The organism is Streptomyces sp. NPDC043876, assembly GCF_056435825.1.
In genome coordinates, this window is the sequence record NZ_JBWKDV010000013.1 from 164,967 (window position 1) to 187,278 (window position 22,312).

Here is a 22,312-nt window from a genome sequence, read left to right on the forward strand (position 1 = left end):
GCACCGCCATGCGCTGCGATCAGCTCTGGCCGCCGGCCAGCTTCTCGCGCAGCGCCGCCAGGGCCTCGTCCGACGCCAGGGCGCCGGAGGTCTCGTCCGCACCCTCGGAGGAGTACGAACCACCGGAGAGGCTCGCGCCGCCACCGGTGCTGCTGCTGCCGGCGGCCGGAGCGGCAGCGCCCTCGGCAGCGGCGGCCTCGTCGGCCTCGCGGCTCTTGATGACCTGCGCCTGGTGCTGCTCGAAGCGAACCTGCGCCTCGGCGTACTGGCGCTCCCACGTCTCGCGCTGGGAGTCGAAGCCCTCGAGCCAGTCGTTGGTCTCGGGGTCGAAGCCCTCGGGGTAGATGTAGTTGCCCTGGTCGTCGTACGAGGCAGCCATGCCGTACAGCGTCGGGTCGAACTCGACCGAGGCCGGGTCGGCACCGAAGGACTCGTTGGCCTGCTTCAGCGACAGCGAGATCCGGCGACGCTCGAGGTCGATGTCGATGACCTTGACGAAGATCTCGTCGTTGACCTGGACGACCTGCTCCGGGATCTCCACGTGGCGCTCGGCCAGCTCGGAGATGTGGACCAGACCCTCGATGCCCTCGTCGACGCGCACGAACGCACCGAAGGGAACGAGCTTGGTGACCTTACCGGGAACGACCTGCCCGATCTGGTGCGTGCGGGCGAACTGCTGCCACGGGTCTTCCTGCGTCGCCTTCAGCGACAGGGAGACGCGCTCGCGGTCCATGTCGACGTCGAGGACCTCGACGGTGACTTCCTGGCCGACCTCGACAACCTCGGACGGGTGGTCGATGTGCTTCCAGGACAGCTCGGAGACGTGGACGAGACCGTCGACGCCACCCAGGTCCACGAAGGCACCGAAGTTGACGATCGAGGAAACGACGCCGGAGCGGACCTGACCCTTCTGCAGGGTGGTGAGGAACGTCTGGCGAACCTCGGACTGGGTCTGCTCGAGCCAGGCGCGGCGGGACAGGACCACGTTGTTGCGGTTCTTGTCCAGCTCGATGATCTTGGCCTCGAGCTCCTTGCCCACGTAGGGCTGGAGGTCGCGGACGCGACGCATCTCGACGAGAGAGGCCGGCAGGAAGCCACGGAGGCCGATGTCGAGGATGAGACCACCCTTGACGACCTCGATGACGGTACCGGTGACGATGCCGTCTTCTTCCTTGATCTTCTCGATCGTGCCCCAGGCGCGCTCGTACTGCGCACGCTTCTTGGACAGGATGAGACGGCCTTCCTTGTCCTCCTTCTGGAGAACCAGGGCCTCGATCTCGTCGCCGACCTTGACGACATCGTTCGGGTCGACGTCGTGCTTGATCGAGAGCTCGCGGCTCGGGATCACGCCTTCCGTCTTGTAACCGATGTCGAGGAGAACCTCGTCCCGGTCCACCTTGACGATGACGCCGTCGACGATGTCGCCGTCGTTGAAGTACTTGATCGTCTCGTCGATCGCCGCGAGGAACGCGTCCGCGTCGCCGATGTCGTTGACCGCTACCTGCGGAGGAGTGGTGGCGGTGGTCTCGGTGCTGCTCGTCATGTGGGAAAGGGCTCCGGTTACGGACAGAAAGTCGTAGGTACTGCTACGCCGGGAGCCCTTATCGCCATCTGCCTCTGACCGGACAGCCAAAGAGGTCCCCGGAACGCTCGAAGAAGAGCGGTGGGGAGCCTCGAAAACCGAGGGGACTGCAACAGATGCGAGCGCAGCCTGCTAGGTCTGAGGAGCGCAGGCTCGCAGCGCAACTTGTAGCATACGGGGGCAGCCGGACAGGGTCAATGCGCGAAGGCGGACACCCGGGGCAGAACGCCATTTACCCGGCACAATTCGTAGGCGGGGAGCCCGTGATGACCGGCTCCCTGCCTCTTTTTCGAAGACTACGACGACGGGCCCCATGAACCAAGAGGACTACGACCCCCAAGAAGCGTACGGAGCGGAAGCGTCCGCCGGAGACGACGACGCCGAGGCCACGCGCCGCGTCGCCGGGGAGGCGGAGAGCAGCCGCGCCAGCCGGAGCTGGTGGGACCGCAACGCCGACGAGTACCAGAGCGACCACGGCGCCTTCCTCGGCGACGACCGCTTCGTCTGGGGTCCCGAGGGCCTGGACGAGGCCGAGGCCGCGCTGCTCGGCCCGGCCGCGTCCCTGAAGGGGCTCTCGGTCCTGGAGATCGGCGCGGGCGCGGCCCAGTGCTCGCGCTGGCTGGCCGCCCAGGGGGCCCGTCCCGTCGCCCTCGACCTCTCCCACCGCCAGCTCCAGCACGCCCTGCGTATCGGCGGCGGCGTCCCCCTGGTGGAGGCCGACGCCGGGAACCTGCCGTTCCGCGACGGCTCCTTCGACCTGGCCTGCTCGGCCTACGGCGCCGTGCCCTTCGTCGCCGACCCGGTGAACGTGATGCGCGAGGTCCACCGCGTGCTGCGCCCCGGCGGCCGCTGGGTCTTCTCCGTGACCCACCCCGTCCGGTGGGCCTTCCCCGACGAGCCCGGGCCCGAGGGTCTCTCCGTCGCCGCGTCCTACTTCGACCGGACGCCGTACGTCGAGCAGGACGAGGCGGGCCGCGCCGTCTACGTGGAGCACCACCGCACCCTCGGCGACCGGGTCCGGGACGTGGTCGCGGGCGGTTTCCGCCTCGTCGACCTCGTCGAGCCCGAGTGGCCCGCCTGGAACAGCCAGGAGTGGGGCGGCTGGTCCCCGCTGCGCGGCAACCTGATCCCCGGCACCGCGATCTTCGTCTGCGAGCGCGACTGATCCATGGCGCCCGCGAACCGCACACCCTCCGGCCCCGGCGCCCCCGTCGGCGGCCCCGCCGCCGTCCGGACCGCCGCCCTGGAGTCCCTGCCCGTCGGCGCGTCCGTGCCCGCGCTGGTCGCGGCGCTCGACGCGCACGGCACGGCGGTGCTCTGCGCGCCGCCCGGCACCGGCAAGACCACGCTGGTGCCGCTGGTCCTGGCCGGCCTGGTGGGCGGCGGCCTCGCGCGCAAGGTGATCGTCGCCGAGCCCCGGCGGATCGCGGCCAGGGCGGCGGCGCGCCGGATGGCCTGGCTGCTGGGCGAGCCGGTGGGGGCCTCGGTCGGCTTCACGGTGCGCGGCGAGCGGGTCGTGGGCCCCGCCACCCGGGTGGAGGTGGTGACCACCGGCGTCCTGCTCCAGCGTCTCCAGCGGGACCAGGAGCTGGCCGGTACGGACGTGGTGGTCCTGGACGAGTGCCACGAGCGGCACCTGGACGCCGATACGGTCGCCGCCTTCCTGCTGGACGTACGGGCCGCCCTGCGCCCGGAGCTGCGGCTGCTGGCGGCGTCGGCGACCACCGACGCCGCCGGGTGGGCGCGGCTGCTCGGGGACGCTCCCGTGGTGGAGGCCGCAGGGGTGGCGCACCCGGTGGAGGTGGTGTGGGCACCGCCGGTCCGTCCGGTGCGACCGCCGCACGGCATGCGCGTCGACCCCGCCCTGCTGACCCACGTCGCGGCGGTGGTGCGGCGGGCGCTGGCCGAGCGGGAGGGGGACGTCCTGTGCTTCCTGCCGGGGGTCGGTGAGATCTCCCGGGTCGCGGGGCAGCTGGCCGGGGTGGACGCCGAGGTGCTCCAGGTGCACGGGCGGGCCCCGGCGGCGGTGCAGGACGCGGTCCTCGCGGGCGGCTCGGGGCGGCGCCGGGTGATCCTGGCGACGGCGGTGGCGGAGTCCAGCCTGACCGTGCCGGGGGTGCGGATCGTGGTGGACGCGGGGCTGGCCCGCGAGCCGCGGGTGGACCACGCGCGGGGCCTGGGCGCGCTGGCGACCGTACGGGCCTCCCGGGCGTCGGCGCGGCAGCGGGCCGGGCGGGCCGGGCGGGAGGCGCCGGGGGCGGTGTACCGGTGCTGGCCCGAGGCGGAGCACGGGCGGCTCCCGGCCTTCCCCTCGCCGGAGATCCGGATCGCGGACCTGGCCCAGTTCGCGCTCCAGGCCGCCTGCTGGGGCGATCCGGACGCGTCCGGGCTGGCGCTGCTGGACCCGCCGCCGGCGGGGGCGATGGCGGCGGCGCGGGAGGTGCTGGCGGCCGTGGACGCGGTGTCCCCGGCCGGCCGGGTGAGCGCGCGGGGCCACGCGATGGCCCGCCTCGGCCTGCACCCGCGCCTGGCCCGCGCCCTGCTGGACGGCGCGGCCGAGGTCGGCCCGCGCCGGGCGGCGGAGGTCGTGGCGCTGCTGAGCGAGGAGCCGCCGCGGGAGTACGGCGACGACCTGGCCGCCGCCTGGCGCCAGGCCCGCCGCGCCACCGACGCCTACGCCCCCCGCTGGCGCAAAGAATCCACCCGCCTGACCCGCGCCCTCCCCCACACCCCTCCGCGCACGCCTCAAACGCCGGCGAGGCTGAATGCCCCCGCGCCCAGCGGCGATGCCCAGGGGCGCCACAACCCAGCCCCGCCGGCGTTTGAGGCGCCGCCGGAGGCGACATCGGGCACCGGACGCCCGCGGAGGCGTCCGGCGGGGGCTGGGCCGGAGGGCCAGGGGCTCGGGGACGACTCCGTCGTCGGCCTGATCGTCGCGCTCGCCTTCCCCGAGCGCGTCGCGCAGCGCAAGGGCGCGGGGGCCTACCTCATGGCCTCCGGCACGGGGGCCGAGCTGCCCGAAGGCTCACCCCTGCGCAACGCCCCCTGGCTGGCCGTCGCCGTCGCCGACCGCGCCCCCCACTCCCCCTCCGCCAGGATCCGGCTCGCCGCCCTCCTCGACGAGGACACGGCCCGCGCGGCCGCCGCCCACCTGCTGTCCTCCGGCGAGGAGGTGCACTGGGAGTCCGCCGGCGGCGACGGCGAGGTCGTCGCCCGCCGCGTGCACCGCCTCGGCGCGATCGAGCTGACCGTGCGCCCACTGAAGGCCCCCGCCCCGGAGCGGGTCCGGGCCGCCCTGCTGGAGGGCCTGCGCAGCGAGGGCCTCGGCCTGCTGCGCTGGTCCGCCGACGCGCGCACGCTGCGGGCCCGCCTCGCGTTCCTGCACCGCACCCTCGGCGCGCCCTGGCCCGACGTCGCGCGTGACGACGTACTCCTGGCGCGGGCGGACGACTGGCTGGAGCCCGAGCTGTCCCGCGCCCGGCGCCGCGCCGACCTCGGCCGGATCGAGGCGGGCCAGGCCCTGAACCGGCTGCTGCCGTGGGCCACCGGCGACGCCGCCCGCCTGGACGAGCTGGCGCCCGAGCGGATCGAGGTCCCGAGCGGTTCGCGGATCCGGGTGGACTACGGCGACGGCGACGCCCAGCCCGTCCTGGCGGTCAAGCTCCAGGAGCTGTTCGGGCTCGCCCGGACGCCCGAGGTCGCCGGGGTCCCCGTACTGGTCCACCTGCTGTCGCCCGCCGGGCGCCCCGCGGCGGTCACCGCCGACCTGGCATCGTTCTGGCGGGAGGGCTACCGCGCTGTGCGCGCCGAGCTGCGCGGCCGCTACCCGCGCCACCCCTGGCCGCTCGACCCGGCGACCGCCGAGCCGACCCGCCACACCACCCACCGCCGGCGCCCCTCCCCGTAGGGACGTCAGGCGGTGGCGGGGACCGGCTCCGCCGGCTCGGCCGGGCCGCCGCCCGGCCCGCCGTCGCCGGATCCGCGCCGACGGCGGCCGCGCGCCTCCAGCCACAGCGCGAGCCCGAACAGGCCGAGGCCCGTGACCAGCAGTCCCACCGGCCCGTAGGTGTGCAGGGCGAGCACCTTGGTCCGGTTCGCCTTGACCAGGTCGACGGTGTGGTCGAGGTAGTCCGGCCGGATCTTCACGTCTCCGGCGAAGGCGGTGAGCTTCCCGTCGGGCCGCGCGGCCGCGATGCCGCCGCGCATCTCCTGCCGGATGCTCTGCTCGGCGTTGACCGGCGCCCCGGTCACCGGGTCGACCCAGAACTTCATGGTGGCCGAGTACCAGAGCGAGGTGCCGGTCTGCTCCTCGATCTTCGCCGGGTCGACACCGGGGATCGGCATCTTCTTCGGCATCGGGACCTTGGTCCAGGGGACGGTCATCTCGAAGTAGTGGACGTCCAGGCCGCGGAAGGCGCGCGGGCCGACGTAGTGGATCGGGGAGGAGGTGCGCGTCTGCGCGTCGAAGTACAGGTAGTCGCGCGGCTCGGTGAAGAACGGCCACTTGAACTCGATGCCCTCGCGCCGGACCGCGTCCCCGTCGACCATCTCGCCCGTGGCGTGCACCGGGTCCTGGGTGTGCGCGTCGAAGATGTAGCGCTCGGGGATCTGGGAGACCATCTTGCCGTCCGGCCCGGCGATGTAGGTCAGCGTGTCCCAGACGACGACGTCCTTGCCCGCGCTCGCCTCGATCTCCCGGGACGCCTCGACGTTGCCCTTGAGGGTCTGGATGATCGTGACCTTGTCGACCTTCCTGGGCTCCATGCCGTTGTTGTAGTCGAGCAGGGTCGCGTCCTTCGCCTCCAGCACCATCTCCTGGTACTGGCTCGGCGGGATCTTGGCCAGCCTCGGGTACGCGTACCAGCGCAGCAGCGGCGCGAGGGCGGTGCAGAACACGGCTAGGGCAAGCAGGACGAGGCTCGCTCTGCGTCGCATGGCCGGGCCTCCTCTTACTTTCCGGGGGCGGAGGGGATCGTGGTGAGCAGCGGCTCCGGCGAAGTCCTGCCTTCCGGCACCCCGATCGCCGTGACGGTGAGGACGAGGGCCAGCGCGGCGGCCAGCCCGATGGCGGCGGCGACGAGTGCGCGCATGCCGGGGCCTCCGGGATCTCCGAGATCTGATGTGTCGTCAGGTCTGGCGCACCGTAGCAACGCGGGGCCGAGATGAGAACCGTCCGGCTACGGGCTTTCCGCGCCCGCCGCCGAGGCACTCGGGGAGGCCTTCGCCGGCCCGGTGGGCGAGGGGCTCGCGGCGGGCGCGGAGGGAGCGGACGACCGGCTCGGGCTCGGCTTCGGGGCGGGGGAAGCCGTGGCCGACGGCGCGGGGGTGGGGGTCGGAGACGGAGACGGAGTCGTCGACGGCTGCGGGGTGGGGGTCGGGGTGGGCGTGGGCGTGGGCGTGGGACTGGGATTCGGGGTGGGGGTCGGCGTGGGAGTGGGCGTCGGCTTCGGGGTCGGCACAGGAGACGGGGTGGGAGTGGGCGTCGGCGTGGGGGTCGGCTTCGGCTTCGCGGGCGGCGGCGTCACCGCCGTGCCCGTGCCCGGCCGCGGGCTCGTACCCGTACCGCTGCCCGTGCCCGTACCGGCTCCCGTCCCCGGCCCCCCGTCCGGCACCTCGTGCGCGCCCTTGAGGTAGTACGCGTACCAGGACCGCACCGTCGCGAGGTACGCCGCCGACTGGTTGTAGGAGAGGACCGCCCGGTCGAGGTCGCCGCCCACCCGCAGGTCGCGCGTGCCCGCGCACAGGTAGCGCCCGGCCGCGAGGGCCGCGTCGTGCACGTTGTTGGGGTCGCGCCGGCCGTCGCCGTTCGCGTCCTGGCCCCAGGCCGCCCAGGTGGACGGGATGAACTGCATCGGCCCCACCGCCCGGTCGTGCGCCGCGTCCCCGTCGTACGCCCCGCCGTCCGTGTCGGGGATGTTCGCGAACCCGTTGCCGTCGAGCACGGGCCCGAGGATCGGCCGTAGCGTCGTGCCCGCGGCGTCCACCCGGCCCCCGCCGGCCTGGCCGGACTCGACCTTGCCTATCGCCGCGAGCAGTTGCCAGCGCAGCCCGCAGCCGGGGTCGCTCGCCGCCACCTTCCGCTCCGCGTCCCGGTAGGCCCCCAGCACGCTCGCCGGTATCCCCTGGGCGCCCTCGCCGGGAACCGCGGCCCCGGTCACGGCCGTCCCCCCGGAAGGGGCCGCGGCGGCCGGGACGGGCCCGGGGCTCTCCTCGCCCTGCGGCTCGGCGAGCGGCTCGGGGCTGGAGAGGGGCGGGAGTTCGGTGAAGTACGCGGAGTCCCCGCCCCCGGAGGCGGTCGCGCTGCCGGGTCCAACGGCGGGCCGCTCGTCGCGCGCGCCGTTCCCCGCGTCGGCGAGCACCAGCGCGCCCGGTGCCTGTGAACCGGTCACGGCTGCCGCCACCACGGCCGAGACGACGACCGCCAGGCCGCCGCGGAGCCACCCGTGGCCGGAACGGGCCGCGCGGCGGCCCGCTGAACGGGCGGTTGACCGGACTGTTGACCGAGCCGTCATGGCGGGCCCCTCCCCTTCGACGTCCGCGCGACGGTACGTCAACTCGCTTCACACTGCATCAAGGCGGCCCCGGTATTCACCACTTCCGCACGTCTTGGGCAGGTCACGCATACTGACGCGACCGTTTGGGGCGCATGGGACCGAAGTAAAGACCGCAGGGCCCGCCGTGCGGACCGGAGCCCCGAGAGACCGACGAGAGGTGCCATGCCGTTCACACTCAGCCACGCGGCCGCCGTCCTTCCGGCCATCCACCGGACCGGCCGCGCGCGGGGGCCGCTGATCGCCTCCGCCCTGGTACTGGGCTCGTTCGCGCCCGACACCTTCTACTTCGCGGACGCCGTCGTCCAAGGGGTGATGGGTTACGGGGACTTCGCGCACTCCGTGGCGGGCGTGCTCACCCTCGACGCCGCCCTGACCGCCGCCCTCGCCGGATGCTGGCTGCTGCTGCGGGAGCCGCTGGTCGCGCTGCTGCCCCGGCGGGCCCGGGGCCGGACGTACGCCCTGGTCCGCGGTGAGGACTGGCGGGGCCGCCGGCTGTCCGTGCTCGTGCTCCGGTTCTACCTCTCCGCGGTGCTCGGCTCGCTGACGCACGTGGTCTGGGACAGCTTCACGCACATGGACCGGTGGGGGATGCGGGCGCTGCCCGCGCTGGGCCGCCCGCTGGCGTGGGGGCTGCCCCTCTACACCTGGCTCCAGTACGGCAGTTCGGCGGTGGCCGCCGTGGCGCTCGGCTGGTTCACGGTGAGCGCGCTGCGCCGGCTGCCGCACTCCCCCGCGCCGGATTCCGTGCCGGTGCCGGGGCGGGTGGACCGCTGGGGCGCCGTCCTGCTGGCGGTGGTCTGCGGGGGCGCCGGGGTGGGGATGCGGGTGGCCCGCTTCTTCACGTACCACGACCGGATCCGCAGCCCGCTCGACATCATCCCGACCGTCTGCTTCGGCGCCGGCGGCGGGCTCGCCGTGGCCCTGCTGCTGTACGGGGTCCTGGTGCGCCTGCGCCACCGCGGCGACCGGGACCGTACGGGCGAGGGAGACCGGGACGGCGACGGCGACCGGGGTGTCGGCCCGGACCGCTCCGACACACGGACGCCCGTCCCCACCTCCTAGCGGGAACGGGCGTACGGGCCTACCGGGCCGCGGCGAGCCGACGCCGCGGCCCCGGTGCGCCCGTCAGTGCGCGGCCGACTCCCAGTCCGTGCCCACGCCCACGGACACGTCCAGCGGGGCCCGCAGGTCGACGGCGGCGGCCATCTCGCGGCGCACCAGCTCCTCGACGGCCGCGCGCTCGCCGGGGGCGATCTCCAGCACGATTTCGTCGTGGACCTGGAGCAGCATCCGCGAGGTGAGCCCCGCCGCGGTGAGCGCGCGGTCCACCCGGAGCATCGCGACCTTCACGATGTCGGCGGCCGTGCCCTGGATCGGGGCGTTCAGCGCCATCCGCTCGGCGGCCTCGCGGCGCTGGCGGTTGTCGCTGTTGAGGTCGGGCAGGTAGCGGCGGCGGCCCAGGACCGTCTCGGTGTAGCCGGTGGCACGGGCCTCCTCCACCACGCGCTGGAGGTAGTCCCGCACCCCGCCGAACCGCTCGAAGAAGGTCTCCATCAGGCCTCGCGCCTCGGCGGGCTCGATGTTCAGCTGCTGGGAGAGGCCGAAGGCGGACAGTCCGTAGGCCAGGCCGTAGGACATGGCCTTGATCTTGCGGCGCATCTCGGCGTCGACGGCGGAGCGTTCCACGCCGAACACCTGGGAGGCGACGGTGGTGTGCAGGTCCTCACCCGTGGCGAAGGCCTCGATCAGGCCCGCGTCCTCGGAGAGGTGCGCCATGACGCGCAGCTCGATCTGGCTGTAGTCGGCCGTCATCAGCGACTCGAAGCCCTCGCCGACGACGAAGCCGCGGCGGATGGCCCGGCCCTCGTCGGTGCGCACCGGCACGTTCTGCAGGTTGGGGTCGGTGGAGGACAGGCGGCCGGTCGCGGCGACGGTCTGGCTGAAGCTGGTGTGCACGCGGCCGTCGGCGGCGATGCACTTGACCAGGCCCTCGACGGTGACCCGCAGCTTGGCCTGCTCGCGGTGGCGCAGCATGATCACGGGGAGTTCGTGCTCGGTCTGGGTGGCGAGCCAGGCCAGCGCGTCCGCGTCGGTGGTGTAGCCGGTCTTGGTCTTCTTCGTCTTGGGCAGGTCCAGCTCCCCGAAGAACACCTCCTGGAGCTGCTTGGGCGAGCCGAGGTTGAACTCGTGGCCCACCGCGGCGTGCGCCTCCTTGACGGCCTGCTGGACCGCGCCCGCGAACTGCTGCTCCATCGCTTCGAGGTGCTCGCGGTCGGCGGCGATGCCGTACCGCTCCATTCGGGCGAGCAGCTCGGAGGTGGGCAGCTCCATGTCGTGGAGCAGCCCGGTCGCGCCGACCTCGGCGAGCCGGCCCGTGAAGGCGTCACCCAGGTCGAGGACGGCGCGGGCCTGCGCCATCAGCGCCTCGGCCTCGGCGGTCTCGTCGGCGCCGAAGGCCAGCTGGCCGTCGGCGGCGGCGGGGGCCAGCTCGCGGTGCAGGTACTCGTTGGACAGCACGTCCAGCGCGAAGGACCGGCGGCCCGGCTTGACCAGGTAGGCGGCGAGGGCGGTGTCCATGGCGACGCCGTCCAGGCTCCAGCCGTGCTCGGGGAAGACCCGCATCAGGGCCTTCGCGTTGTGCACGACCTTGATCCGCTCCGGGTCGGCGGCCCAGGCGACGAAGGCGCGCTCGTCGCCCTCGTCCAGCGCGGACGGCTCGAACCAGGCCGCGGCCCCTCCGGCGGCGGCCAGCGCCACCTCGGTGATCCGGCCCGCGCCGAGCGCCCAGCTGTCGACGGTCGCGATGCCCAGCGGGGCGGTCGCGTGCTCCTCCAGCCAGGGCGCCAGCTCGCCCGCGCCCAGTACGGAGGCGTCCAGCTCGACGCCGGCGGCCGGGGCGGGGGCGGGTTCCTCGGCCGCGCCGGGGTCGACCGCGAGGAGGCGCTCGCGCAGCGAGGCGTTGCGGATCTCCAGGACGTCCAGCACGCCGGTCATGGCGCTGCGGTCGTAGGGCGCGCGGACCAGGTCGGCGGGGGTCTTGGGCAGCTCGACGTCGCGGACCATCTCGGTGAGGACCCGGTTGAGCTTGACCGCGTCCAGGTGGTCGCGGAGGTTCTGCCCGGCCTTGCCCTTGACCTCGTCGGCCCGCTCGACCAGGGCGGCGAACGAACCGAACTGGTTGATCCACTTCGCGGCGGTCTTCTCGCCGACGCCGGGGATGCCGGGCAGGTTGTCGGACGGGTCGCCGCGCAGCGCCGCGAAGTCCGGGTACTGCTGGGGGGTGAGCCCGTACTTCTCCTCGACCTTCTCGGGGGTGAAGCGGGTCAGCTCCGAGACGCCCTTGGTCGGGTAGAGGACGGTGGTGCGCTCGGACACCAGCTGGAAGGAGTCCCGGTCACCGGTGACGATCAGCACGTCGAAGCCGAGCGCCTCGGCCTGGGTGGCGAGGGTGGCGATCACGTCGTCGGCCTCGAAGCCGTCGACCGCGAACCGCGGCACGCTCATCGTGTCGAGCAGCTCGCCGATCAGCTCGACCTGCCCCTTGAACTCGTCCGGGGTCTTGGAGCGGTTCGCCTTGTACTCGGGGAACTCCGTCGAGCGCCAGGTCTTGCGCGAGACGTCGAAGGCCACCGCGAAGTGCGTGGGCGCCTCGTCGCGCAGCGTGTTCGCCAGCATCGACGCGAAGCCGTAGACGGCGTTCGTCGGCTGGCCGCTCGCGGTGGTGAAGTTCTCCGCGGGCAGCGCGAAGAACGCCCGGTACGCCAGGGAGTGCCCGTCCATGAGCATCAGGCGGGGGCGGTCCGCTGCGGTCGGCTGGTCGGTCTTCTTCGATGCTGAATCTGCCACGCCTTTGATCCTAGGCGGCCCCACCGACAATTCCGGACGGCCGACCGCGGCGCGGGTCCCGCGGCCGGTCGCGGTGCCGGTCGCGGTTGCGGCGTCGCCGCCGGTCGCGCCGTCCGTGAGGTGGCGGCGTCGCCCCCGGTCGCCGCGTCGGCGATGTCGGCGGGCCGTGGCAGGATCGGAGGTGTACGCGCGATCCGCAGCAGTGCCGCTGCGATGCCTGAAGGGGAGCCACATGGCCACCAGACCGCCCGCAGGGGACCCGGTGCAGGACGCGCCGCAGGTCACTCCCCCCAAGCACGCGGCCGCGGGTCTGCCCGCGATCGGCCACACCCTCAAGATGGCCCAGCAGCAGATGGGCGTCGCCCGGACCGCGCGGACGCTCCTCAAGGTCAACCAGAAGGACGGTTTCGACTGCCCGGGCTGCGCCTGGCCCGAGGGCGACAAGCGGCACACCGCGGAATTCTGCGAGAACGGCGCGAAGGCCGTGGCCGAGGAGGCCACCCTGCGCCGGGTCACGCCGGAGTTCTTCGCCGCCCATCCGCTGGCCGACCTGGAGCGGCGCAGCGGCTACTGGCTGGGCCAGCAGGGCCGGATCACCCAGCCGATGCTGCTGCCCGAGGGCGGCGACCGGTACGAGCCGGTGAGCTGGGACCGGGCGTTCGAGATCATCGCCCAGGAGCTGACCGCCCTCGGTTCGCCGGACGAGGCGCTCTTCTACACCTCGGGCCGCACCAGCAACGAAGCGGCGTTCCTCTTCCAGCTCTTCGCCCGCGAGTTCGGCACGAACAACCTGCCGGACTGCTCCAACATGTGCCACGAGTCCTCGGGCTCGGCGCTGACGGAGACGATCGGCATCGGCAAGGGCAGCGTCTCCCTGGAGGACCTGCACCAGGCGGACCTGATCATCGTCGCCGGGCAGAACCCGGGCACCAACCACCCGCGCATGCTGTCCGCGCTGGAGAAGGCCAAGTCGGCCGGCGCGAAGATCATTTCGGTGAACCCGCTGCCCGAGGCCGGGATGGAGCGGTTCAAGAACCCGCAGACCCCGCTCGGCATGCTCAAGGGCACCGCCCTGAACGACCTCTTCCTCCAGATCCGCATCGGCGGGGACCAGGCCCTCTTCCGCCTCCTCAACAAGCTCGTCCTGGAGGCGTCCGAGAACGCCTCCGGCGCGGGATCCGGCGCCCTGGACGAGGCGTTCATCCGGGAGCACACGCACGGCTTCGAGGAGTTCGCGGCCGCCGCCAAGGACACCGACTGGGCCGAGACCCTCACCGCGACCGGCCTGACCCGCCCCGAGATCGAGCGCGCCCTGGCCATGATCCTGGCCTCGGAGCGCACCATCGTCTGCTGGGCGATGGGCCTCACCCAGCACAAGCACTCCGTCGCCACCATCCGCGAGGTCGTCAACCTGCTGCTGCTGCGCGGCAACATCGGCCGCCCCGGCGCGGGCGTCTGCCCCGTGCGCGGCCACTCCAACGTCCAGGGCGACCGGACGATGGGCATCTTCGAGCGCCCGGCGGCCGCCTTCCTCGACGCCCTCGACCGGGAATTCGGCATCACCTCTCCGCGCGCGCACGGCTACGACGTGGTCCGTTCCATCCAGGCGCTGCGCGACGGCGAGGCCAAGGTCCTCTTCGCCATGGGCGGCAACTTCGTCGGCGCCACCCCGGACACCGAGGTCACCGAGGCCGCGATCCGCCGCGCCGCCCTCACCGTGCACGTGTCCACCAAGCTCAACCGCTCGCACGTGGTGACCGGCCGGCGCGCGCTGATCCTGCCCACCCTGGGCCGTACCGACAAGGACGTGCAGGCCGGGGGCAAGCAGTTCGTGACCGTCGAGGACTCGATGGGCATGGTCCACGCCTCGCGCGGCAACCTCGCCCCCGCCAGTGGCCACCTGCTCTCCGAGCTCGCCATCGTCGCGCGGCTGGCCCGCGCGGTCCTGGGCGCCGCCTCCCGCACCCCGTGGGAGGAGTTCGAGAAGGACTACGGGACCATCCGCGACCGGATCTCCCGGGTGGTCCCCGGCTTCGAGGACTTCAACGCGCGCGTCGCCCGCCCGGGCGGCTTCCAGCTGCCGCACGCCCCCCGCGACGAGCGCCGCTTCCCGACGAAGACCGGCAAGGCGAACTTCACGGCCGCCCCGGTGGAGTACCCGCGCGTCCCGGCGGGCCGGCTGCTGCTCCAGACCCTGCGCAGCCACGACCAGTACAACACCACGATCTACGGCCTGGACGACCGCTACCGGGGCATCACCGGCGGCCGCCGGGTGGTCATGGTCAACCCGCAGGACGCGGCCGAGCTGGGGCTCGCCGACGGCGCGTACACCGACATCGTGAGCGAGTGGCGCGACGGCGTGGAGCGCCGCGCGCCCGGTTTCCGCGTGGTGCACTACCCGACGGCGCGCGGCTGCGCCGCCGCCTACTACCCGGAGACCAATGTGCTGGTCCCGCTGGATTCGACGGCGGACACCAGCAACACCCCGGCGAGCAAGTCCGTCGTCGTGCGCTTCGAACCGGTCTGAGGGGCGGGCCGGGGGCCCGCCCGGCCGTCCTGATCGAACGGCCGACCTGATAGAACGGCCCTTCGGACACGATGGTTAACGAACGTTGACGCGCACGAACGTTGACGCACACGAACGGAGCCGTCCCCATGGGCGAGCAGCAGGCTGTGAAGTTCCCGCAGGAAGTCCTCGACGAATACGCGGCGCTGGGCATCGACCTGCCCTCGCTCTTCTCGGCCGGCCACCTGGGCGAGCGCATGGACATCCGCATCCTGGAGGCCTCGGCCGACAAGGTCGTGGGCACCATGCCCGTCGAGGGCAACACCCAGCCGTACGGTCTGCTGCACGGCGGGGCCTCCGCGGTGCTCGCGGAGACCCTCGGGTCGGTGGGCGCGATGATGCACGGCGGCATCAACAAGGTCGCCGTCGGCGTGGACCTCAACTGCACGCACCACCGCGGCGCCCGGTCCGGCCTGGTCACGGGCACCGCGACCCCCGTGCACAAGGGGCGTACGACCACCACCTTCGAGATCGCCATCACCGACGAGCAGGACCGGCGCATCTGCACCGCCCGCCTCACCTGCCTCCTGCGCGACGCCAACCCGCAACAGGCCCGTAACGACTGACCAGTTGCCCTCGTCCCGGCACCGGTCTAGCGTTCCCGCATGGGATCCGGACCGGCGCCGCGGGGCGCCCTGGCGGCGTGCGCGGCGGCGCTCCTCGCCGCCGCCGTGACGGGCTGCTCGTTACCGGCCCCCGATCCGATCGCGGATTCCGCCGCGGGAGCCGCCGCCGGTACGCCGCCCCCCGCGTCCGGGGCCGCCGCCCCCGCCCCGCACCCCACCTCCCCCGAAGACCTCTGCGCCGCCCTGGTCACCCGCTGGGCCGAGACCGCCCTCGACGGCGACGGCGGCGCCCCGGGCGCCGGTACCGGCGGTCTCGACTACCAGTCGATGGGCCTGTCCGGCGACCAGTACGAGATCCTGCGCGCCGTGCTCGCCGACGCCCGCGCCGAGCGCGCGGCCAGGGTCCACGACGGCCCCGCCGCCGCCGGCACCGCCGCCCGCCGGCTCGCCGCGCGCGGGGCGCGCGAGCGCTGCGCCGAGCGCCACCGCACCGCCGTGGCGACCGGCGGCCCCTGGGGATGAGCGGCATCGGCCCGGTCGAGCCGGGCGAGGGCACCGCGGGCGACGGGCCCGACGACCTCGCGGACGGCCCCGCCGGCGTCCCGGGTACCCCGCACGGCGCCCTCCGCGCCCCCCGCGCTCTCCTGGGCCGTGTCCGCGCCCGTTGCGCCCGCCACCGCCGCGCGCTCACCGCGGTGGCCGTGGCGGCCGCCCTCGGCCTCGGCGGGGGCTACCTCTACGCGGTCCGGCCCCGGCCGCCCGCGCCCGTACCGCCGCCGCCCCCGGCCGCGCCCTCGCAGCTGCTCGCCCTGACCTACGGGGAGCCCGGGGCGCCGGAATCGAATCCGCCGGGGACCGCCTTCACCTTCACTGTGCGTGCTCGTACGTCCTCCGGGCCGGCGGTGACGATCGAGCGGATCGGGCAACCGTCGCGTGCACTGACGGTGACCGTGCGGCCACCCTCACCCGTGGTCGTCGCGGCGGGAGAGGTGCGTGAGGTTGTTGTGGAGATTCACGTGGCGGACTGTGTGCATGTTGCACGGAATGCGGGACTCCCTTTTTTGGAAGTAACCCTCAGTAATGGATTCCGGAAAGAGGATCACAGCTACATCCTCGGTGACCGATATGCCAGGGATCTTTCCACCGCTCTGACCAGGGCCTGTCCCGAAGGCCGAGATGTGCCCCCTCCCGCGGGGTCATGACCAAAACCCTTGAGAGGCCTGGCCTGTCAGGACTCAAACCGTCCGACAGTCCTGCCACATCTCAGCATGCGGACAAGACGAACCGACCGGAATTCCCCCGTTCCACCCCTGGAGATCCGCTATGTATTACGCCGTGGCATAACAAGAGAGTCACATCATTGGCCTGAGCCCTCCATATCGTCCGATGGGCGGCTTAGAGTCACGGCCAGTTACCGCGACCGCCGGATGTCCTTCAGTTCGGTTGCGCGCGTTCGACTCGGCGCGTCCCAGGGGGGACGCGGCGCCAGGAAAGGACTGATCGTGCGTCATCGTTCGCTCATCGCCGTGACGGCCGCCCTCGCCGCGGGCGCTCTCACTCTCACCGCCTGTGGCTCCCGCGACAACAAGGCGGACTCCTCCGGCGGCGGAGACATCACGGTCACCATCGGCGTCGACGCGCCGCTCTCCGGCGACCTGTCCGCCCTGGGTCTCGGCATCAAGAACTCCGTGGACCTCGCCGTCAAGACGGCCAACGAGAAGAAGTACGTCAAGGGCGTCACCTTCAAGATCCAGGCCCTCGACGACCAGGCGCAGCCGTCCTCCGGACAGCAGAACGCCACCAAGCTCGTCGCCGACAAGAACGTCCTCGGCGTCGTGGGTCCGCTGAACTCCTCGGTGTCCGAGTCGATGCAGAAGGTCTTCGACGACGCCAAGCTGGCCCAGATCTCCCCGGCCAACACCAGCCCGTCCCTGACCCAGGGGCCGAACTGGGCCACCGGCCAGAAGGTCCGCACCTACAAGAGCTACTTCCGCACCGCCACCACGGACGCCATCCAGGGCCCGTTCGCGGCGCAGTACCTCTTCAACAAGGGCGGCAAGAAGAAGGTCTTCGTCATCGACGACAAGAAGACCTACGGCGCCGGTCTGGCCGCCACCTTCAAGGGCGAGTTCACCAAGCTCGGCGGCACCGTCGCGGGCGAGGGACACCTCGACCCGGAGTCCAAGGACTTCTCGGCGATCGTGACCCAGGTCAAGAACTCGGGCGCCGACGTCGTCTACTACGGCGGCGAGTACCCGGCGGCCGGTCCGCTCAGCAAGCAGATCAAGGCCGCGGGCGCCAACATCCCCCTCATCGGTGGTGACGGCATCTACGACAAGAAGTTCGTCGACCTGGCCGGCCCCGCCGCCGCGGGCGACATGGCCACCTCGGTCGGCGCGCCCGTCGAGACCCTCCCGTCGGCCACCGAGTTCATCGCGAACTACAAGAAGGCCGGCTTCAAGGACCCGTACGCGGCCTACGGCGGCTACTCGTACGACTCCGCCTGGGCGATCATCGAGGCCGTCAAGAAGACGGTCGACGGCAACGACGGCAAGCTCCCCGACGGCGCCCGCGCCAAGGTGCTCGAAGCCGTCCAGGGCGTCACCTTCGACGGTGTGACCGGCAAGGTCTCCTTCGACGAGTTCGGCGACGCCACCAACAAGCAGCTGACCGTCTACAAGGTCGACGGCCCGGACTTCAAGGCCGTCGAGTCGGGCACCTACCCCGCCAAGTAACCGGCCCGTACCACTTCTCTCCTGCCGCGCGGGGCGCGCACACAGCGCCCCGCGCGGTGTCACATCCGTCGAAAGACTCGGAGGACCTGCGGTGCACGAACTGCCGCAACAGCTGGTCAACGGCCTGCTACTGGGATCCATGTACGGGCTCGTCGCCATTGGCTACACGATGGTCTACGGCATTGTCCAGCTCATCAACTTCGCGCACGGCGAGATCTTCATGACCGGAGGCTTCGGCGCCTTCACCGCATGGACGATCCTCCCCTCGGGCACCACCATGTGGATCGCGCTGCCCCTCATGCTCATAGGCGCCGTCATCGTGGCGACCCTCTTCGCCGTCGGAGCGGAACGCTTCGCCTACCGGCCGCTGCGGAACGCTCCCCGGCTCGCCCCGCTCATCACCGCCATCGGCCTCTCGCTCGCCCTCCAGCAGGCGGTATGGGCCTGGTACCCCAACGCGAAGTCCTCCATCGTCTTCCCCGAGATCGCGGGCGGACCCTTCCACCTCGGCAGTGTCACCATCCAGACCGGTGACGTCTTCCTGCTGATCGCCGCCCCCATCTCCATGGCCTTCCTCGGTTACTTCGTCATGAAGACCCGTACGGGCCGCGGCATGCAGGCCACGGCGCAGGACCCGGACACCGCCAAGCTCATGGGCATCAACACCGACCGGATCATCACGGTCGCGTTCGCCCTGGGTGCCGTGTTCGCCGCCATCGGAGCCGTCGCCTACGGGCTCAAGTACGGCGAGATCAACTTCAAGATGGGCTTCCTGCTGGGCCTCAAGGCCTTCACGGCGGCCGTCCTCGGCGGCATCGGCAACATCTACGGCGCCATGATCGGCGGACTCGTCCTCGGCCTCGCCGAGACGATGGCCACCGCCTACATCGCCGACATCCCCGGCTTCCAGCAGCTGGGCGGTCAGACCTGGGGCAACACCTGGGCGTTCGTACTCCTCATCCTCGTGCTCCTCTTCCGGCCCCAGGGCCTGCTGGGCCAGCGCGTGGCCGACAGGGCGTGACAACCATGACCACCAACACCGCGGACACCGCGCAGACCGCCACCCCCGTCCGGGGCTTCGTTCCCCTCTCCGAGAAGACGGGCCGCGCCCTCGCCACGGTCGGCGGCGCGCTCACCGCCCTCTCCGCCTTCCTCTCCTGGACCTGGACCGCCGCCTTCCCCGGAGACCTGACCTTCTACGGCTCCCCCGCGGGCCTGCAGTGGCTGGTCCTCGTCGGCGGCCTGATGACCGCCCTCTTCGGCCTCGCGTCGTACGGCATCAAGGGTCTCGGCTGGCTCGTCCCGGCCGGCGCCGACGCGGCGATCAAGCTCTCCGCGCTCGCCGCCTTCGCCACCGCCTGGTTCACGATCATCGCGATCATCACCGAACTGGGCCACCTCGTGGACCTGGAGCCCGGCGGCTTCTTCCTCGCGGTCGTCAGCCTGCTGGCCCTGCTCGGCGCCCTCGCGCTGCCCTTCGAGCGCCCGGTGGCAGAGGAGCCGGACCCCGAAGACAGCGGCATGGACAACTTCAAGCTGGCCTGCCGCAACCGGTGGGCCACCGTGAAGGCCGCCTTCACCAACGGTCCCGTCCGCCCCATGAAGGCGCTGCCCGCCTACCTGGAGATCCTGCTCATCGCGGTCCTCCTCGGCATCGGCCTGGGCATCTTCACCTTCGGCATCACCACCGCGTACCAGGAGCTCTTCCTCGGCTTCCTGATCACCGCGGGCTTCGGGGCCGCCGCCCTGAACAAGGCGGGGCTCATCGCCCGCTTCTCGGCGGTCACCGCCCGGCACCGCAACGTCGCGCTCGTCGGAGCCTTCGTCGCCGCCGCGGCCTTCCCCTTCACCCAGACCGACGACCAGTACGCGACCCTCGGCGTCAACATCCTCATCTTCGCCACCGTCGCGCTCGGCCTGAACATCGTCGTCGGCCTGACCGGTCTCCTCGACCTCGGTTACGTCGCCTTCCTCGGCGTCGGCGCCTACACCGCGGCCCTGGTCTCCGGCTCGCCCAACTCGCCGTTCGGCGTGCACCTGCCCTTCTGGGCCGCGATCCTGATCGGCGCCGCCGCCTCCATGGTCTTCGGCGTGCTGATCGGCGCCCCGACCCTGCGGCTGCGCGGCGACTACCTCGCCATCGTGACGCTCGGCTTCGGTGAGATCTTCCGGATCTCCATGAACAACCTCGACGGCGTCTCCGGCCCCGACGTCACCAACGGCCCCAACGGAATCTCCTCGATCCCGAACGTGGACCTGTTCGGCTTCGACTTCGGCGCTTCGCACACCGTCGCCGGATTCACCATCGGTCGCTTCGCGAACTACTTCCTGCTGATGCTGCTCATCACCCTCATCGTGGTGATGGTCTTCCGCCGCAGCTCGGAGTCCCGCATCGGGCGCGCCTGGGTCGCCATCCGCGAGGACGAGACCGCCGCCGAAGCCATGGGCATCAACGGCTTCCGCGTCAAGCTCATCGCCTTCGCCCTCGGCGCCACCCTGGCCGGTCTGGCCGGCGCCGTACAGGCCCACGTCTCGTACACCGTGACGCCCGAGCAGTACGTCTTCGCCAACGCGGTCCCGCCGAACTCGGCGTTCCTCCTCGCCGCCGTCGTACTCGGCGGCATGGGCACCATCTCCGGTCCCCTCATCGGCGGCTCGCTGCTCTTCCTCATCCCCAACAAGCTCCAGGGCATGGAGGAGTACCAGCTCCTCGCCTTCGGCGTCGCGCTCATCATCCTGATGCGCCTGCGCCCCGAAGGCATCATCCCCAACCGGCGCAACCAGCTCGAACTCCACCAGGACATGGAAGCGCCCACGGTCCTCGGCAAGGCAGGGGTCTGAACCCATGACGACCACCACCACCGACACCCCCGCCGCCCCCGCGGCGGAGACCGTCCTCGACGCGCGGGGCGTCACGATGCGCTTCGGCGGCCTCACGGCCGTCAAGAACGTCGACCTCACCGTCAGGGCGGGCGAGATCGTGGGGCTCATCGGCCCCAACGGCGCGGGCAAGACCACCTTCTTCAACTGCCTGACCGGCCTCTACATCCCCACCGAGGGTGAGGTCCGGTACAAGGGCACGGTGCTGCCGCCCAAGTCGTACAAGGTCACCGCGGCCGGTATCGCGCGTACCTTCCAGAACATCCGCCTCTTCAACAACATGACGGTGCTGGAGAACGTCCTGGTCGGCCGGCACACCCGGACCAAGCAGGGCCTGTGGTCCTCGCTGCTGCGGCTGCCGGTCTTCCACCGCGAGGAAGCGGCCAGCCGGGCGCGCGCCCTGGAACTCCTGGAGTTCATCGGCCTGTCCCACAAGGCCGAGCACCTGGCGCGCAACCTGCCCTACGGCGAGCAGCGCAAGCTGGAGATCGCCCGCGCGCTCGCCAGCGACCCGGGGCTCATCCTGCTCGACGAGCCCACCGCGGGCATGAACCCGCAGGAGACCCGGGCGGCCGAAGAGCTGATCTTCGCCATCCGGGACCAGGGCATCGCCGTGCTCGTCATCGAGCACGACATGCGCTTCATCTTCAACCTCTGCGACCGCGTCGCCTGTCTCGTCCAGGGCGAGAAGCTCATCGAGGGCACCGCGGCCGAGGTCCAGGGTGACGAGCGCGTCGTCGCCGCCTACCTCGGCGAACCCTTCGAAGGCGCCCCCGGCGCCGAGGAAGCCGCGGAGGTCGAGGCCGCCGAGGCGCACAGCACCACCAGCACGGACGGAGAAGCCAAGTGACCGCACTCCTCGAGGTCGAGGACCTCCGGGTCGCCTACGGCAAGATCGAAGCCGTCAAGGGCATCTCGTTCAGTGTCGAGGCCGGCCAGATCGTCACCCTCATCGGCACCAACGGTGCGGGCAAGACGACCACCCTGCGGACGCTGTCCGGCCTGATCAAGCCGCGCGGCGGCCAGATCCGGTTCAACGGGAAGTCGCTGAAGAAGACCCCCGCGCACGACATCGTCGCGCTCGGGCTCGCCCACTCCCCCGAGGGGCGGCACATCTTCCCGCGCATGACGATCGAGGACAACCTCCTCCTCGGCGCCTTCCTGAGCAAGGACAAGGAAGGCATCCAGAAGGACGTCCAGCGGGCCTACGACCTCTTCCCGATCCTGGGAGAGCGCCGCAAGCAGGCCGCGGGCACCCTCTCGGGCGGCGAGCAGCAGATGCTGGCGATGGGCCGCGCGCTCATGTGCCGGCCGAAGCTGCTGATGCTGGACGAGCCGTCCATGGGCCTCTCGCCGATCATGATGCAGAAGATCATGGCGACCATCGCCGAACTCAAGGCGGCGGGCACCACGATCCTGCTGGTCGAGCAGAACGCGCAGGCCGCGCTCTCGCTCGCGGACCAGGGGCACGTCATGGAGATCGGCAAGATCGTCCTGTCGGGTCCGGGCCGCGAGCTGCTCGTCAACGAGGACGTCCGCAAGGCGTACCTCGGCGAGGACTGACCGGCCGGCCCGATCGGCCG

General features: G+C 72.1%; 16 protein-coding genes. 11 read left to right on the forward strand and 5 right to left on the reverse strand.

Annotated features, from left to right (window positions below; genetic code table 11):
* Positions 1-19: 19 nt before the first annotated feature.
* Positions 20-1,543 carry a 30S ribosomal protein S1 gene (gene rpsA, locus AC0693_RS33035; RefSeq protein WP_283452132.1) on the reverse strand — a complete coding sequence of 508 codons (1,524 nt, stop codon included), beginning with the start codon at positions 1,541-1,543 and terminating at the stop codon, positions 20-22.
* A 352-nt stretch (positions 1,544-1,895) separates the two neighbouring features.
* Between rpsA and AC0693_RS33040 the strand changes: the two genes are divergently transcribed.
* Positions 1,896-2,747 (forward strand): class I SAM-dependent methyltransferase, encoded by an 852-nt coding sequence (locus AC0693_RS33040; RefSeq protein WP_478803807.1) that lies wholly within the window; start codon positions 1,896-1,898, stop codon positions 2,745-2,747.
* Between the two features lie 3 nt (positions 2,748-2,750).
* Entirely contained in the window at positions 2,751-5,489 is a 2,739-nt protein-coding gene (locus tag AC0693_RS33045; protein WP_478803808.1) for an ATP-dependent RNA helicase, read from the forward strand.
* Positions 5,490-5,494: 5 nt separating this feature from the next.
* On the opposite strand, the gene pgfA is transcribed toward AC0693_RS33045, so the two are convergent.
* From pgfA to AC0693_RS33060, 3 genes are all read right to left on the reverse strand, one after another.
* Positions 5,495-6,517, reverse strand: a complete 1,023-nt coding sequence (pgfA, locus tag AC0693_RS33050) for a cell envelope lipid trafficking protein PgfA (protein ID WP_469318904.1) — start codon at positions 6,515-6,517, stop codon at positions 5,495-5,497.
* Positions 6,518-6,531: 14 nt separating this feature from the next.
* Positions 6,532-6,672, reverse strand: coding sequence for an SPW_0924 family protein (locus AC0693_RS33055; RefSeq protein WP_356413058.1), 141 nt, complete (start codon positions 6,670-6,672; stop codon positions 6,532-6,534).
* 87 nt (positions 6,673-6,759) lie between these two features.
* Positions 6,760-7,971 (reverse strand): lytic transglycosylase domain-containing protein, encoded by a 1,212-nt coding sequence (locus AC0693_RS33060; RefSeq protein ID WP_478803809.1) that lies wholly within the window; start codon positions 7,969-7,971, stop codon positions 6,760-6,762.
* Between the two features lie 327 nt (positions 7,972-8,298).
* On the opposite strand from AC0693_RS33060, the gene AC0693_RS33065 reads away from it, so the two are divergent.
* Positions 8,299-9,198 (forward strand): DUF4184 family protein, encoded by a 900-nt coding sequence (locus AC0693_RS33065; protein ID WP_469337883.1) that lies wholly within the window; start codon positions 8,299-8,301, stop codon positions 9,196-9,198.
* Positions 9,199-9,261: 63 nt separating this feature from the next.
* Here AC0693_RS33065 and polA read toward each other — a convergent pair whose 3' ends face one another.
* Complete coding sequence (polA, locus tag AC0693_RS33070) at positions 9,262-11,982, reverse strand: DNA polymerase I (RefSeq protein ID WP_478803810.1); 2,721 nt, start codon at positions 11,980-11,982, stop codon at positions 9,262-9,264.
* A 232-nt stretch (positions 11,983-12,214) separates the two neighbouring features.
* Between polA and AC0693_RS33075 the strand changes: the two genes are divergently transcribed.
* From AC0693_RS33075 to AC0693_RS33110, 8 genes are all read left to right on the forward strand, one after another.
* Complete coding sequence (locus AC0693_RS33075; protein WP_478803811.1) at positions 12,215-14,509, forward strand: FdhF/YdeP family oxidoreductase; 2,295 nt, start codon at positions 12,215-12,217, stop codon at positions 14,507-14,509.
* A gap of 128 nt (positions 14,510-14,637) precedes the next feature.
* A complete protein-coding gene (locus AC0693_RS33080) occupies positions 14,638-15,114 on the forward strand; it encodes a PaaI family thioesterase (protein WP_478803812.1) in 477 nt (158 codons plus the stop codon).
* Between the two features lie 39 nt (positions 15,115-15,153).
* Positions 15,154-15,636: a hypothetical protein gene (locus tag AC0693_RS33085; RefSeq protein ID WP_478803813.1), complete on the forward strand. Its 483-nt coding sequence runs from the start codon at positions 15,154-15,156 to the stop codon at positions 15,634-15,636.
* 980 nt (positions 15,637-16,616) lie between these two features.
* The gene (locus AC0693_RS33090; RefSeq protein ID WP_356413071.1) at positions 16,617-17,849 is read left to right on the forward strand and encodes a branched-chain amino acid ABC transporter substrate-binding protein; all 1,233 of its coding nucleotides are present in this window, start codon (positions 16,617-16,619) and stop codon (positions 17,847-17,849) included.
* A gap of 91 nt (positions 17,850-17,940) precedes the next feature.
* Complete coding sequence (locus AC0693_RS33095) at positions 17,941-18,870, forward strand: branched-chain amino acid ABC transporter permease (protein WP_356413073.1); 930 nt, start codon at positions 17,941-17,943, stop codon at positions 18,868-18,870.
* Between the two features lie 5 nt (positions 18,871-18,875).
* The gene (locus AC0693_RS33100) at positions 18,876-20,690 is read left to right on the forward strand and encodes a branched-chain amino acid ABC transporter permease (protein WP_478803814.1); all 1,815 of its coding nucleotides are present in this window, start codon (positions 18,876-18,878) and stop codon (positions 20,688-20,690) included.
* A 4-nt stretch (positions 20,691-20,694) separates the two neighbouring features.
* The gene (locus AC0693_RS33105; RefSeq protein WP_468467445.1) at positions 20,695-21,579 is read left to right on the forward strand and encodes an ABC transporter ATP-binding protein; all 885 of its coding nucleotides are present in this window, start codon (positions 20,695-20,697) and stop codon (positions 21,577-21,579) included.
* Complete coding sequence (locus AC0693_RS33110; protein WP_356413077.1) at positions 21,576-22,292, forward strand: ABC transporter ATP-binding protein; 717 nt, start codon at positions 21,576-21,578, stop codon at positions 22,290-22,292. Before AC0693_RS33105 ends, AC0693_RS33110 begins: the two co-directional genes overlap by 4 nt.
* Positions 22,293-22,312: the final 20 nt, after the last annotated feature.

What these genes read in the sequence shown, in the direction of transcription:
- AC0693_RS33065 (WP_469337883.1), top strand. Translation starts at nt 8,299, where the DNA reads ATGCCGTTCACACTCAGCCACGCGGCCGCCGTCCTTCCGGCCATCCAC.
- pgfA (WP_469318904.1), bottom strand. Translation starts at nt 6,517, where the DNA reads ATGCGACGCAGAGCGAGCCTCGTCCTGCTTGCCCTAGCCGTGTTCTGC.
- AC0693_RS33100 (WP_478803814.1), top strand. Translation starts at nt 18,876, where the DNA reads ATGACCACCAACACCGCGGACACCGCGCAGACCGCCACCCCCGTCCGG.
- AC0693_RS33105 (WP_468467445.1), top strand. Translation starts at nt 20,695, where the DNA reads ATGACGACCACCACCACCGACACCCCCGCCGCCCCCGCGGCGGAGACC.
- AC0693_RS33085 (WP_478803813.1), top strand. Translation starts at nt 15,154, where the DNA reads ATGGGATCCGGACCGGCGCCGCGGGGCGCCCTGGCGGCGTGCGCGGCG.
- AC0693_RS33080 (WP_478803812.1), top strand. Translation starts at nt 14,638, where the DNA reads ATGGGCGAGCAGCAGGCTGTGAAGTTCCCGCAGGAAGTCCTCGACGAA.
- AC0693_RS33055 (WP_356413058.1), bottom strand. Translation starts at nt 6,672, where the DNA reads ATGCGCGCACTCGTCGCCGCCGCCATCGGGCTGGCCGCCGCGCTGGCC.
- AC0693_RS33075 (WP_478803811.1), top strand. Translation starts at nt 12,215, where the DNA reads ATGGCCACCAGACCGCCCGCAGGGGACCCGGTGCAGGACGCGCCGCAG.
- rpsA (WP_283452132.1), bottom strand. Translation starts at nt 1,543, where the DNA reads ATGACGAGCAGCACCGAGACCACCGCCACCACTCCTCCGCAGGTAGCG.
- AC0693_RS33045 (WP_478803808.1), top strand. Translation starts at nt 2,751, where the DNA reads ATGGCGCCCGCGAACCGCACACCCTCCGGCCCCGGCGCCCCCGTCGGC.
- AC0693_RS33040 (WP_478803807.1), top strand. Translation starts at nt 1,896, where the DNA reads ATGAACCAAGAGGACTACGACCCCCAAGAAGCGTACGGAGCGGAAGCG.